The sequence below is a fragment of the Rhodanobacter sp. BL-MT-08 genome, from assembly GCF_054161255.1.
On the sequence record NZ_CP167872.1, the window covers coordinates 4,115,087 to 4,127,390 of the forward strand.

Annotated in this window: 11 protein-coding genes; all 11 read left to right on the top strand. The window is 65.6% G+C overall.

Annotated features, from left to right (window positions below):
- Positions 1-19: 19 nt before the first annotated feature.
- The 11 genes from thrC (at position 20) to ACDK93_RS18330 (ending at position 12,249) form a co-directional block, all read left to right on the top strand.
- Positions 20-1,312: a threonine synthase gene (gene thrC, locus ACDK93_RS18280; RefSeq protein WP_458072528.1), complete on the top strand. Its 1,293-nt coding sequence runs from the start codon at positions 20-22 to the stop codon at positions 1,310-1,312.
- A 93-nt stretch (positions 1,313-1,405) separates the two neighbouring features.
- Positions 1,406-2,803, top strand: coding sequence for a hypothetical protein (locus ACDK93_RS18285; protein WP_458070445.1), 1,398 nt, complete (start codon positions 1,406-1,408; stop codon positions 2,801-2,803).
- Positions 2,804-2,973: 170 nt separating this feature from the next.
- On the top strand, positions 2,974-3,111 hold the full coding sequence (locus ACDK93_RS18290) for a hypothetical protein (protein WP_458070446.1): 138 nt from the start codon (positions 2,974-2,976) through the stop codon (positions 3,109-3,111).
- 112 nt (positions 3,112-3,223) lie between these two features.
- Positions 3,224-4,813: a 2-isopropylmalate synthase gene (locus tag ACDK93_RS18295; RefSeq protein ID WP_458070447.1), complete on the top strand. Its 1,590-nt coding sequence runs from the start codon at positions 3,224-3,226 to the stop codon at positions 4,811-4,813.
- Positions 4,814-4,845: 32 nt separating this feature from the next.
- Positions 4,846-5,850 (top strand): branched-chain amino acid transaminase, encoded by a 1,005-nt coding sequence (locus tag ACDK93_RS18300; protein WP_458070448.1) that lies wholly within the window; start codon positions 4,846-4,848, stop codon positions 5,848-5,850.
- On the top strand, positions 5,847-7,256 hold the full coding sequence (gene leuC / locus ACDK93_RS18305) for a 3-isopropylmalate dehydratase large subunit (protein ID WP_458070449.1): 1,410 nt from the start codon (positions 5,847-5,849) through the stop codon (positions 7,254-7,256). Before ACDK93_RS18300 ends, leuC begins: the two co-directional genes overlap by 4 nt.
- Positions 7,253-7,846, top strand: coding sequence for a 3-isopropylmalate dehydratase small subunit (gene leuD, locus ACDK93_RS18310; RefSeq protein ID WP_458070450.1), 594 nt, complete (start codon positions 7,253-7,255; stop codon positions 7,844-7,846). The genes leuC and leuD overlap by 4 nt, the downstream gene beginning before the upstream one ends.
- Positions 7,843-8,934: a 3-isopropylmalate dehydrogenase gene (gene leuB, locus ACDK93_RS18315; RefSeq protein WP_458070451.1), complete on the top strand. Its 1,092-nt coding sequence runs from the start codon at positions 7,843-7,845 to the stop codon at positions 8,932-8,934. The genes leuD and leuB overlap by 4 nt, the downstream gene beginning before the upstream one ends.
- A 123-nt stretch (positions 8,935-9,057) precedes the next feature.
- Positions 9,058-10,794 carry a dihydroxy-acid dehydratase gene (gene ilvD, locus ACDK93_RS18320; RefSeq protein ID WP_458070452.1) on the top strand — a complete coding sequence of 579 codons (1,737 nt, stop codon included), beginning with the start codon at positions 9,058-9,060 and terminating at the stop codon, positions 10,792-10,794.
- Positions 10,791-11,810: a ketol-acid reductoisomerase gene (gene ilvC / locus ACDK93_RS18325; RefSeq protein ID WP_458070453.1), complete on the top strand. Its 1,020-nt coding sequence runs from the start codon at positions 10,791-10,793 to the stop codon at positions 11,808-11,810. Before ilvD ends, ilvC begins: the two co-directional genes overlap by 4 nt.
- Before the next feature lie 82 nt (positions 11,811-11,892).
- The gene (locus tag ACDK93_RS18330; RefSeq protein ID WP_458070454.1) at positions 11,893-12,249 is read left to right on the top strand and encodes a hypothetical protein; all 357 of its coding nucleotides are present in this window, start codon (positions 11,893-11,895) and stop codon (positions 12,247-12,249) included.
- Positions 12,250-12,304 lie beyond the last annotated feature (55 nt).

Here is a 12,304-nt window from a genome sequence, read left to right on the forward strand (position 1 = left end):
CCGCGCCGCCCCCGCGCCGATGCTGTATGTGAGCACGCGCGGCGGCAGCCCGGCCGTATCGATCAGCGCCGCGATTGCCGCCGGCCTCGCGCCCGACGGCGGACTCTACGTGCCCCAAGCGCTGCCGCGGCTGGATCCTTCCGACTTCGATCTCGATGGCACGCTTGCCGATACCGCCGCGACGCTGCTGGCAGCTTTTTTTGTCGGCGATGCGCTGGCCAATGAGCTGCCTGCCATCTGCGCCGAATCGTTGAATATCGACATCCCGCTGCGCGCGCTGCCGCAGGCCAACGCACACGTGCTCGAACTGTTTCACGGCCCCACGGCGGCCTTCAAAGATGTCGGCGCGCGCTTCCTCGCCGCCTGCATGCGTCGGCTCCCCCGCGCCGACGCACGGCCGCTCACCATACTCGTCGCCACCTCCGGCGATACCGGCGCCGCCGTGGGCGCGGCGTTCCATCGTCAACCGGGCTTGCGCGTGGTAATCCTGTATCCCGACGGCAAGGTGTCGCCGCGCCAGGCGCATCAGCTGGGCTGCTTCGGCGACAACGTGCACGCGCTGCGCGTCGACGGGCGATTCGATGACTGCCAGCGGATGGTCAAGGCGGCACTCGGCGACACCGAACTGCAGGCTGTGGTGCCGCTGACCTCGGCCAACAGCATCAGCCTGGGCCGCCTGCTGCCGCAGATGAGTTACTACGCGCATGCGGCGCTGGGCTGGTGGCGCGAACGCGGCGAGCCGCTCAACGTGATCGTGCCCACCGGCAACCTCGGCAACGCCATGGCCTGCCTGTGGGTGCGCGAGATGGGCCTGCCGATCGGCCAGGTGCAGCTGGCCTGCAACGCCAACGCCACGCTGCCGGACTATTTTGCCGGCGGCGAGTACGCGCCGCGCGCCGCCATCAGGACGCTCGCCAACGCGATGGACGTGGGGGCGCCGAGCAATGTCGAGCGTCTGCGCTGGACCTTCCCCGACGAGCGCGCGCTGCGCCAGCTGCTGCAGGCGTACAGCGTCAGCGATGACGCCATTCGACAAACCATCACCGCCCACGCGCGCGTGCACGGCGAAGTGTTCTGCCCGCATACCGCCACCGCGGTACACCGGCTGGATCAGCTGCGCGTGGCCGGCGATACCAGCGCCTGGACCATCGTCGGCACCGCGCATCCGGCCAAGTTCGACAGCGTGGTGGAACCGCTGCTCGGGCATCCGGTCGATGTGCCTGCTTCGCTCGCTGCGATGCTCCAGCGCCCAGCCGTTGCCGAAGCATTGGCGGCCACCAACGAGGCGCTTCGGGAATATCTGCTGCGCTGATCAGAGCCTTCAGGCCAATCCTCGGGCCGTGGCCAAAGAAAAGCGGCGAGCTTCTCTGTTAGCCTTTTCTGCTTGATGGCACGGAACGCACCCATGAAGCTCGGCGCGGCGCTCGCTCTTGTGATCAGTTTTGCCACTCTGGTGGCATTCGCCGGACTCATTCCGCTGGGGCGGTGGCACGACGAGTATTTTACCTTGCAGCACTACCACGCGCTTGGCGGCAGCTACTTCGCCGAGCGACTGCTGCATTGGAGTCCTCGCCCGCTTTCCGAGGCTATCGGTTTCCTGTACGGGCTGGCGGTCTATCGTCTGGCTGCACCACTGACGGCGGAGTTTCTGGCGCTTTTATGGCTGGTCTTGCTGGCTGCCGTGTTCATACCCGTTCTGCGCAAGGGAAAGGCGTTCGTGTGCGCCTCCATGCTGATGGCCTTGTTCCTGATAGGACATCCTGTCGCCGAAGTTTTCTATTGGCCGTTTGGCGCAGTTGCCTATATGCCTACGCTTGCAGCGGCAGCGCTGCTGCTCACGCTCGATTGGGGTGGATATCTCGAGCGATCGCCCGGCGCTGCCTGGACCATCGTTGCTCTAATCGTATCGGCCATCAGCTCTGAAGTCGGCGCGCTCTTTACATTGATCTACATAGTCTTGCTGATTGCCAGCCGCAGCCTGGATAGCCGACGCCACTATGTGCAGATGCTGGTGCCGCTGGTCCTTGCGCTTGCCGTTCTGTACTTTCAGTTCGCCGGACGCGTCAGCGCCGGCAACGAGGTATTTGGCGACCCCTTGGTAGCACATCACGTTATCGCCACCGTTTCTGCCGTAGCCAAGCATCTGCTTTTCGAGCTGCTCAAGGGCGACAGCGGGCACTCCGGTTTCACCATGCTGCTTTCGGGCCTGGTGACCAAACTGGCATTTTTTTCCGGCGTTTATCTCGTCATGTCGCAACGCCAGCCGTCAACGTCGCGAGCCCAGCATGTCCGCCTGATCCTGATCGCCGCGTCGCTGCTGACGGCAACACTGACCATGGCGGCGGCGCTCTACAACTTCGGCTCGGCGTGCTGCGAAAGGCACGCCACCATGCGACAGGAATATGTATTCATCGCGATCGCGGCGCTGGCGACTTATGCGGCGGCGCGCTGGCCAAGTCGAAAAGGCTGGCATGCAGAAACATTGCTGACGTGCTCCCTGCTGATTCCACTCACCGCCGCCCTTCCCAAGTTGAAGACCGAGTATTCCGGATACCTCGAAACGCGCGCAGCCGTTGCCGAAACCTGGCTTTCCGGCCAGTCCGCGGGGCCTGACATGCGGATACTGCAAACCATGCCTCGACCGATCACCGGCGGCATCTACATCGAGCCGGGCAGCTATCGGGCGGGAGAGAAGTCGACCAGCGATGTTCCGTGGATGCTGAGCTTCTTTGGCAAGCAGTCGGCCACGGTGGAACCGGCGAAAGATCTCCCGACCGGCGTTACGCTTCGACACGAGCGCTAGCGTCTCGACACAGACGTTCTTCTTGCATGACGTGCGGGCTGGCCCAGTCCATTTTTCATCTGGACGCCCAGCCGTCCAAACGACAAGTCGGTCGCACGAAAAAAGTTACCGACGAAACTACTTTAGAAAAAGGTTGACAGGCTTTACCCAGGTGCCTTACGGTCAGGTACATGTCGCAACGCACAAGCCACTGCAGCAACACCAAAACCCGTTCGCTCATCGCGGTCGATGCACTGCTGCAGCTGCGCGGCAAGCTTGTTCTCACCCTTGTACTCGTACTCCTTATTACCAGCGGAGGTGCGGGCTGAGGGCATGTGTCCAGGTAAATAGAAACAAACCTGAAGACTCCCAAAAACCCCGCACCGGCAACGGAGCGGGGTTTTTTTTTGCCTCCAGCAACGCACACACAGCGGAGCCATGATGAAACATCCAAATCAGCAATCTGACGACGGCATCAGCGACGTAGCGGCCGATTACGTGCGCATTTTCGACACCACCCTGCGCGACGGCGAGCAGGCGCCCGGTTTCTCGATGGACCGGCGGGCCAAGCTGCGCATGGCGCAGGCGCTGGAAGCGCTGGGCGTCGACGTGCTCGAAGCCGGCTTTCCGCAGGCCTCGCCGGATGACTTCGCCGCCGTGGCCGATATCGCCCGCCTGCTGAAGACCACCACCGTCTGTGGCCTGGCGCGCTGCCAGACCGGCGATATCGACACCACCGGCCGCGCGCTGGAGAAAGCATGGCGTTCGCGCATCCATGTGTTTCTGTCGACCAGCCCGCTGCATCGCGAGCACAAGCTGCGCATGAGCAAGGCGCAGGTGCTGGACGCTACCGTGATGGCGGTCGAGCGCGCTCGCGGCCTGTGCCACGAGGTGGAATTTTCCGCGGAAGACGCGCTGCGCACGGAACCGGAGTTCCTAGTCGAGGTATTCAGCGCCGCCATTGCAGCCGGTGCCACCACGGTCAACGCGCCAGACACGGTCGGCTACACCACGCCGTCGGAAATCTTCGAGCTGTTCACCTACCTGCGCAACAACGTCAAGGGCGCCGACAAGGTGGTTTTTTCCAGCCACTGCCACGACGATCTGGGCATGGCGGTAGCGAACAGCCTGGCCGCGATCAGCGCCGGCGCGCGTCAGGTGGAATGCACCATCAACGGCATCGGCGAGCGCGCCGGCAACGCCTCGCTGGAAGAGATCGTGATGGCGCTGAAGGTGCGCGCGCCGTACTTCGACGTCGATACGCGCATCGACACGCGCAAGCTGCATCCGACCTCGCGACTGCTGACCCAGATCACCGGCCAGCACGTGCCGCGCAACAAGGCCATCGTCGGCGACAACGCCTTCGCGCACGAGTCGGGCATCCATCAGCACGGCATGCTGAAGCACCGCGGCACCTACGAAATCATGCGCTCGGAAGATGTCGGCATTCCCGAAGTGCGCATGGTGCTGGGCAAGCATTCCGGCCGCGCCGCGCTGCGCCAGCGTCTGGAAAGCCTGGGCCACGCCGTGGAAGAAACCGCGATGGACGACATCTTCGCGCGCTTCAAGACGCTGGCCGACAAGAAGCGCGAAATCCACGACGAGGATCTGGAAGCGATCGCCATGGGGCTGGATCCGGACGTGGCCGGGCCGTGGCGCATCGTGCAGCTGACCAGCGCCACGCATCTGGGTGGCGGCGCTTCGGCATCGGTGAAGCTGGCGCACGACGACGGCCGCGAGACCAGCGAAGCGGCCATCGGCGATGGGCCAGTCGATGCCGTGCTGCGCGCGATCGAACGCGCCGCCGGCAGTGAAATGCGGCTGACCGATTTTTCCGTCCGCTCGGTCAGCGAGGGCGGCGACGCGCAGGGTCATGCGCAGCTCACTGCCCGCCACAACGAGCGCGACTGGCACGGTCAGGGCATCAGTACCGACATCGTCGAGGCGACCGCACTGGCCGCGCTGGATATCGTCAACCGTATCGAACGACACACGCCGGCGATGCAGCGCGTCGCCGTTGCCCATCTCTGATCACACGCACCGCACTTTCTCCGGAACTCGTCATGACCACACCTTTCATCTGGCACAACGGCCGCATCAAGCCCTGGGCCGAGGCCACCGTCCACGTCACCGCGCACGCCCTGCATTACGGCTCCTCGGTGTTCGAGGGCGAGCGTGTGTACGCCACCCATCGCGGCCCGGCGTATTTCCGCCTGTCCGATCACACGCAGCGGCTGTTCGAGTCCGCCCGCATGTACGAAATCGACATCGGCTACAGCGAAGACGAGATCAACGCCGCCTGCATCGAGCTGATTCGCGCCAACGAGATGGCCTCGGCGTATGTGCGGCCGATCGTGTTTCGCGGCGCCGGTGGTCTGGGCGTGCTGCCGCGCGACGGTTCGCCGGTGGACGTGTCGATCATGGCGCTGGACTGGGGCGCGTATCTCGGCGATGCGCTGGAGGTCGGTGCCGACGTCTGCGTGTCGTCGTGGAATCGCGCCGCGCCCAACACCTTCCCGAGCTGGGCCAAGGCCGGCGGCAATTACCTCAGCAGCCAGCTGATCGCGTTTGAAGCGCGCCGCGGCGGCTATGACGAAGGCATCGCGCTGGGCCACAACGGCCTGCTCAGCGAAGGCGCTGGGGAGAATCTGTTCCTGGTGAAAAAGGGCCGGCTGTTCACCCCGCCGACCAGCGCCGGCATCCTGGCCGGCATCACCCGCGACAGCATCATCACCCTGGCTGAAGACATGGGCCTGCGCGTGGAAGAGCGCGACATGCCGCGCGAGGCGCTGTATTCGGCCGACGAGATCTTCATGACCGGCACCGCCGCCGAGGTCACGCCGGTGCGCTCGGTCGATCGCAAGCCGGTGGGCAAGGGCGAGCCCGGCCCGATCACGCGGTCGCTGCAGCAGGCTTTCTTCGGCCTGTTCGATGGGCGTACCGAAGACACGCGCGGCTGGTTGACGCCCGTTACCAGTGCGCTCATCCCTGAGCGCGAAGATCAAGAAGGGGCGATCCATGGCCGCGCTCCTCAGCAAGAGCATTCAACCAAGGAGATCGCGGCGTGACTGCGAAAACGCTATTCGAAAAAGTCTGGGATGCCCATGAAGTCGTGGCCGAAACCGAGGCCACTCCGGCAACCCTCTATGTGGATTTGCACCTGATCCACGAGGTCACCACGCCACAGGCGTTCACCGAACTGCGTCAGCGCGGCCTGCGGGTGCGCCGCCCCGACAAGGTGCTGGCGACGCTGGATCATTCCACCCCGACCACGCCCGCCGATGCAGCCGGTCACTACACCTATGTCACGCCAGAAGCCGAGCAGCAGGTCGACATGCTGCAGGCGAACTGCGCCGAATTCGGCATCGAGTTGAACGGCTGGGGCAGCGATCACCGCGGCATCGTCCACGTGATCGGACCGGAATACGGCGCCACCCAGCCGGGCATGACCATCGTCTGCGGCGACAGCCACACCGCCACGCACGGCGCGTTCGGCGCGCTGGCGTTCGGCATCGGCACCACCGAAGTCGGCCACGTGCTGGCCACGCAGTGCCTGCTGCAGCGCAAGCCCAAGACGCTGGCCATCCACGTCAACGGCAAGCTCAAGCCCGGCGTCGGCGCGAAGGATCTGATCCTGCACGTGATTGGAAAAATCGGCGTGGGCGGTGGCACTGGCCAGGTGATCGAATACCGCGGCAGCGCCATCGAGGCCCTGTCGATGGAGCAGCGCATGACCGTCTGCAACATGTCGATCGAAGCCGGCGCCCGCGCCGGCCTGATCGCCCCGGACGAAACCACCTTCGCCTGGCTCAAGGGCCGCCCGCGCGCGCCGCAGGGCGCCGCCTGGGAAGCCGCCGTCAAGCACTGGAAAACCCTGGTCACCGACGAGGGCGCGCGCTACGACAACGAGGTATTTATCGACGCCGCCGAGATCGGCGCCACCATCACCTACGGCACGCATCCGGGCATGGTCACGCCGATCGGCGCGGCGATTCCCGCCGCGCGCGATGCGCAGGAAGAAAAAGCGCTGGCCTATATGCAGTTCAGCGGCGGCCAGCAGCTGACCGGCGAGAAGGTCGACGTGGTCTTTGTCGGCAGCTGCACCAACTCGCGATTGTCCGATCTGCGCGAGGCCGCCAGCGTGATGCGCGGCCGAAAGGTCGCCCCCGGCGTGCGCGCCCTGATCGTGCCGGGCTCGGTGCTGATCAAGCGCGAGGCCGAAGCCGAAGGCCTGGACGAAGTATTCCGCGCCGCCGGCGCCGAATGGCGCGAAGCCGGCTGCTCGATGTGCATCGGCATGAACGGCGACATCGCCCAGCCGGGCCAGCTGGTGGTGTCCACCAGCAATCGCAACTTCGAAGGTCGTCAGGGCAAGGGCGCACGTACCGTGCTGGCCAGCCCGCTGGTGGCGGCGGTCGCCGCGGTCACCGGCCAGATCACCGACCCATCCGCCTTTCTGGAGCAGGCCGCATGAAGCCCGTCACTGAAATCCGCTCGCGTACCGCGGTGCTGCCGTTCGAGAACATCGATACCGACCGCATCATCCCGGCGCGTTTTCTGACCACCACCGAGCGCTCGGGGCTGGGCAAGTACGCGTTCAACGACTGGCGCTACCAGGCCGACGGCAGCGACAACCCCGATTTCCCGCTCAACAAACCGGAGACCAAAGGCTGCGCCATCCTGGTCGCCGGCCACAACTTCGGCTGCGGCTCGTCGCGCGAGCACGCGCCGTGGGCGCTGCTGGATTTCGGCCTGCAGGCGGTGATCTCGTCCGAGATCGCGGACATCTTCCGCAGCAATGCGCTGAAGAACGGCCTGCTCACCATCGTGCTGCCGGCCGATGCCCATCAGCGTCTGCTGGAACAGCCCGGCATCGAGCTGAGCATCGACGTGCGCGAGCAGTTCGTCGCGCTGCCCGACGGCAGCCGCATCGGCTTCGAGCTCGAACCTTTCGCCAAGCACTGCCTGCTCAACGGCGTCGATCAACTCGGCTACCTGCTGCAGCAGGACGAGGCCATCAGCGCCTATGAACGTCAGCACGAGCGGCAGAAGGTCGCCGCATGAAGGCGAATATCGTCACCCTGCCCGGCGACGGCGTCGGCCCCGAAGTCACCGCAGTGGCCGTCGCCGTTCTGAAAGCGATCGCCAAACACGGCGGCCACGAATTCCAGTTCGAGGAGCATGCGATCGGCGGCATCGCCATCGACGCGTTCGGCGAGCCGCTGCCGGCCGCCTCGCTCGACGCCTGCAAGCGCGCCGATGCGGTGCTGCTGGGCGCGGTCGGTGGCCCGAAGTGGTCCGACCCGAACGCGAAGGTTCGCCCGGAGCAGGGACTGCTGGCGCTGCGCGCGGCGCTGGGCGTGTACGCCAACCTGCGTCCGCTGCAGGTGCATCCGTCGCTGGCCAACCTGTCCCCGCTGAAGAACGACAAGTTGAAGAACGTGGACGTGCTGTTCGTGCGCGAACTCACCGGCGGCACCTATTTCGGCGCCAAGACGCGCACCGACGACACCGCCACCGACGAGTGCAAATACACCGTGCACGAGATCGAGCGCGTGGTGCGCCGCGCCTTTGATCTGGCTCGCGGCCGCAAGAAGCACCTCACCTCGGTGGACAAGGCCAACGTGCTGGAAACCTCGCGGCTGTGGCGCAGCACGGTGCAGCGCATCGCGCCGGACTATGCCGACGTCACCGTCGAGCATCAGCTGGTCGATTCCATGGCGATGCTGCTGCTGACCCAGCCCTCGCACTACGACGTGGTGGTCACCGAGAACCTGTTCGGCGACATCCTCACCGACGAAGCGGCCGCGATTGCCGGTTCGCTCGGCCTGCTGCCGTCAGCGTCGCTGGGCGACGGGCGCAACGGGCTATACGAACCGATCCACGGCTCGGCGCCTGATATCGCCGGCAAGGGAATCGCCAATCCGACCGGCGCGATTCTTTCCGCCGCAATGCTGCTGCGTCATTCGCTGCATCTGGACGCCGAGGCGGCCGCGATCGAGGCTGCGGTGAACCAGGTGCTGCGCGACGGCCCGCATACCCGCGACATCGGCGGCGATGCGGGCACCGAAGCGGTGCGCGATGCCGTGCTGCGCGCACTCGAGCATCACGTTGAAACGTCCAACGCTTCGTTCGCTGGCGCCAGCGCATGAGGTCCTCGCAGCAACATCCTTGCAGTTCCCCGATTGGACATACGGACATGTCCAGTTTTTTTCTGCCGCCGTTTCGGCAGAGGCGTTTCTCACCGGCGTCACTTAAAACTTCTGGAATCTTTCATGCGTAGTGATCAGATAAAAACCGGCCCCGACCGGGCTCCCGCCCGCGCGATGCTGCGCGCTACCGGACTGGACGATGAAGCGATCGCCAAGCCGCTGGTGGCGATCGTGCATACGTGGTCCAACGTCAGCCCGTGCAACCTCAACCTGCGCGAACTGGCCGAACACGCCGCAGCCGGCGTGCGCGCCGCCGGCGGTACGCCGATCGAGTTCAACACCATCGCGGTGACCGACGGCATCGCCATGGGCACCCCGGGCATGCGCGCCTCGCTGATCAGCCGCGAGGTGATCACCGATTCGATCGAGCTGGCCGTCGACGGCCACTGCCTCGACGCGATGGTGGTGCTGTGCGGCTGCGACAAGACCATTCCCGCCGCGGCGATGGCGATGGCGCGACTCAACATCCCAGCCGTCGCGCTTTACGGCGGCAGCATCGCGCACGGCACGCACGACAGCCATCCGATCACCATCCAGCAGGTGTTCGAAGCCGTCGGCGCGCACGGCGCCGGCAAGATCAGCGACGCCGAGCTGACGTCGGTGGAGAAAGACGCATGTCCCGGCGCCGGCGCCTGCGGCGGCCAGTTCACCGCCAACACGATGGCGATGGTGCTGACCACGCTGGGCCTGTCGCCGATGGGACTCAACGACATCCCGGCCACGCATCCGGCCAAGGGTCACGCGGCGTTTCGCTGCGGCGAGCTGGTGATGGAATGTTTCAGGGAGGACCGCAAGCCGCTCGATCTGCTCAGCCGCACCTCGTTCCGCAACGCGGCACGCATGGTCGCGGCGACAGCCGGTTCGACCAACGCCGTACTGCATCTGCTGGCCATAGCGCGCGAAGCCGACATCGAATGGAACCTGGAAGATTTCGAGCCCGCGTCGGCACACACGCCGGTGATCGCCGACCTGCTGCCCGCCGGCCGCTACACCGCGGTGGAACTCTTCGGCGCCGGGGGCAGCGGCCGCGTGGCGCAGGAACTGATCGCCGTCGACATGCTGGACGACGCACCGACCGTCACCGGCCGCAGCCTGTTCGAGGAAGCCGCCGCCGCGCCGCGCGCCGATAAACAGGACGTGGTGCATCCGGTCAGCAGCCCGCTGAAGCCGCGCGGTGGTTACTCCATCCTGTACGGCAACCTCGCGCCGGACGGCTGCATCCTCAAGCTTGCAGGCAAGGAAGGCGGCCAGTTCGAAGGCAAGGCGCGCGTGTTCGAGAGTGAGGAAGCCGCCTTCGCCGCCGTGCAGGGCGATCAGATTCACGCCGGCGACGTCATCGTGATCCGCAACGAAGGCCCGGCCGGCGGCCCCGGCATGCGCGAAATGCTCGGCGTCACCGCGGCACTTATCGGACGCGGCATGGGCAACGACGTGGCGCTGATCACCGACGGCCGTTTCTCCGGCGCGACCCACGGCTTCATGGTCGGGCATATCGCACCGGAAGCGGCGCGCGGCGGTCCGATCGCGCTGCTGCGCGAAGGCGACAGCGTGATCATCGACGCCGAAAAGCGCGAGCTGCGCACCAGCGTCGACCTGGCCAAGCGCCGCGCCGACTGGCATCCGCCGGCACCCAAGGTTACCCACGGCGCGCTGGCCAAGTACGCGCTGCTGGTCGGCTCCGCCTCCGACGGCGCCACGACCCAGCCGACCACCTTTTCCAGCCGTCCGGCCATCCAGACGTCCAAAACCTCTTCCACCCCTACAACACATACCCCATCGAACCCAGGAGCCACCGCATGAGCAACGCCACCACCAACGACACTCTCGCCAAGGCGCGCATCGCCGTGCTCGGCTACGGCAGCCAGGGCCGCGCCCATGCGCTGAACCTGAAGGATTCCGGCCTCGACGTGGTGATCGGCCTGCGCCCCGGCGGCCCGACCTGGAAGAAGGCCGAGGCCGACGGCTTCGCCGTGGTCCAGCCTGCCGAAGCCGTCAAGGGCGCGGATTTGGTCGCCGTGCTGACGCCGGACATGGTGCAGCCCACGCTGTACACGGACGTGATCGAGCCGAACATCAAGCCCGGCGCCGCGCTGCTGTTCGCGCACGGCTTCAACATCCATTTCGGCCAGATCAAGCCGCACGCCGATATCGACGTGATCCTGGTCGCCCCCAAAGGCCCGGGCGCGCTGGTGCGCAGCGAGTACGAGCGCGGCCGCGGCGTGCCGTGCATCTGGGCCGTGTATCAGGACGTCAGCGGTCACGCCGAGGCCACCACCAAGGCCTATGCCGACGGCATCGGCGGCGGTCGCGCCATGCTGATCCAGACCGACTTCAAGGAGGAGACCGAGACCGATCTGTTCGGCGAGCAGGCCGTGCTGTGCGGCGGCGCCAGCGAGCTGGTGATCGCGGGCTTCGAGACCCTGGTCGAGGCCGGCTACCAGCCGGAGATCGCCTATTACGAGGTGATGCACGAGCTGAAGCTGATTGTCGACCTGTTCTACGAAGGCGGCATCACCCGCATGCTGGAGTTCGTCTCCGAAACCGCGCAGTACGGCGACTACGTCAGCGGCCCGCGTATCGTCGATGCCGCCACCAAGCAGCGCATGAAGGACGTGCTGACCGACATCCAGGACGGCACCTTCGCGAAGAACTGGACGGCCGAATACAAGGCCGGTCTGCCGAACTACAAGAAGTTCAAGCAGGCCGATCTCGATCATCCGATCGAAAAGGTCGGCAAGGAGCTGCGCGCGCGCATGCCGTGGCTGCAGTCGGGCAAGGCGGCACCGGCTGCCGAGCCGCTGAAGAAAGTCGGCTGAAACTAGACACCACGGCCGCCGAGCGGTGCCATCCGCTCGGCGGCCGTCACCTCCAACCGCACCATCTCACAAAGGAATGCTCATGAAACGTTTCCATATTGCTCTGGCTGTGCGCAACCTCGATGACTCCATTGCCGACTACAGCGCGCGGCTCGGCCAGCAGCCGCAGCTGGTGGTGCAGGGCAAGTACGCCCTGTGGCGCACGCGGCAACTGAATTTCTCGATCAACGAAATGCCCGAGCAGGCCGGACAGGTTCGGCACATCGGTTTTGAGGACGACGAGGCCAGGGGCTTCACCATCTCCAAGGATCCCAACGGGATCGAGTGGGAGAACTTCTCCGTCACCGATCAGGAAGCGCTGATCGAGTCGATCTACGGCGAGCCGACCTACGCCATGGTCAACATCGACGTGGATGCAGTCGAACTGATCCGCAATTAGACGTCCAAACACGAGCGACCGCGCGCATGGAGATGCCGGCCTTTAACCGACTGCG

Bases quoted from the DNA above. Each gene is read 5' to 3' on its own strand.
- ACDK93_RS18295 (WP_458070447.1), top strand. From the start codon at position 3,224: ATGAAACATCCAAATCAGCAATCTGACGACGGCATCAGCGACGTAGCG.
- ilvC (WP_458070453.1), top strand. From the start codon at position 10,791: ATGAGCAACGCCACCACCAACGACACTCTCGCCAAGGCGCGCATCGCC.
- leuB (WP_458070451.1), top strand. From the start codon at position 7,843: ATGAAGGCGAATATCGTCACCCTGCCCGGCGACGGCGTCGGCCCCGAA.
- leuD (WP_458070450.1), top strand. From the start codon at position 7,253: ATGAAGCCCGTCACTGAAATCCGCTCGCGTACCGCGGTGCTGCCGTTC.
- ACDK93_RS18285 (WP_458070445.1), top strand. From the start codon at position 1,406: ATGAAGCTCGGCGCGGCGCTCGCTCTTGTGATCAGTTTTGCCACTCTG.
- ACDK93_RS18290 (WP_458070446.1), top strand. From the start codon at position 2,974: ATGTCGCAACGCACAAGCCACTGCAGCAACACCAAAACCCGTTCGCTC.
- ACDK93_RS18300 (WP_458070448.1), top strand. From the start codon at position 4,846: ATGACCACACCTTTCATCTGGCACAACGGCCGCATCAAGCCCTGGGCC.
- ACDK93_RS18330 (WP_458070454.1), top strand. From the start codon at position 11,893: ATGAAACGTTTCCATATTGCTCTGGCTGTGCGCAACCTCGATGACTCC.
- ilvD (WP_458070452.1), top strand. From the start codon at position 9,058: ATGCGTAGTGATCAGATAAAAACCGGCCCCGACCGGGCTCCCGCCCGC.
- thrC (WP_458072528.1), top strand. From the start codon at position 20: ATGCTGTATGTGAGCACGCGCGGCGGCAGCCCGGCCGTATCGATCAGC.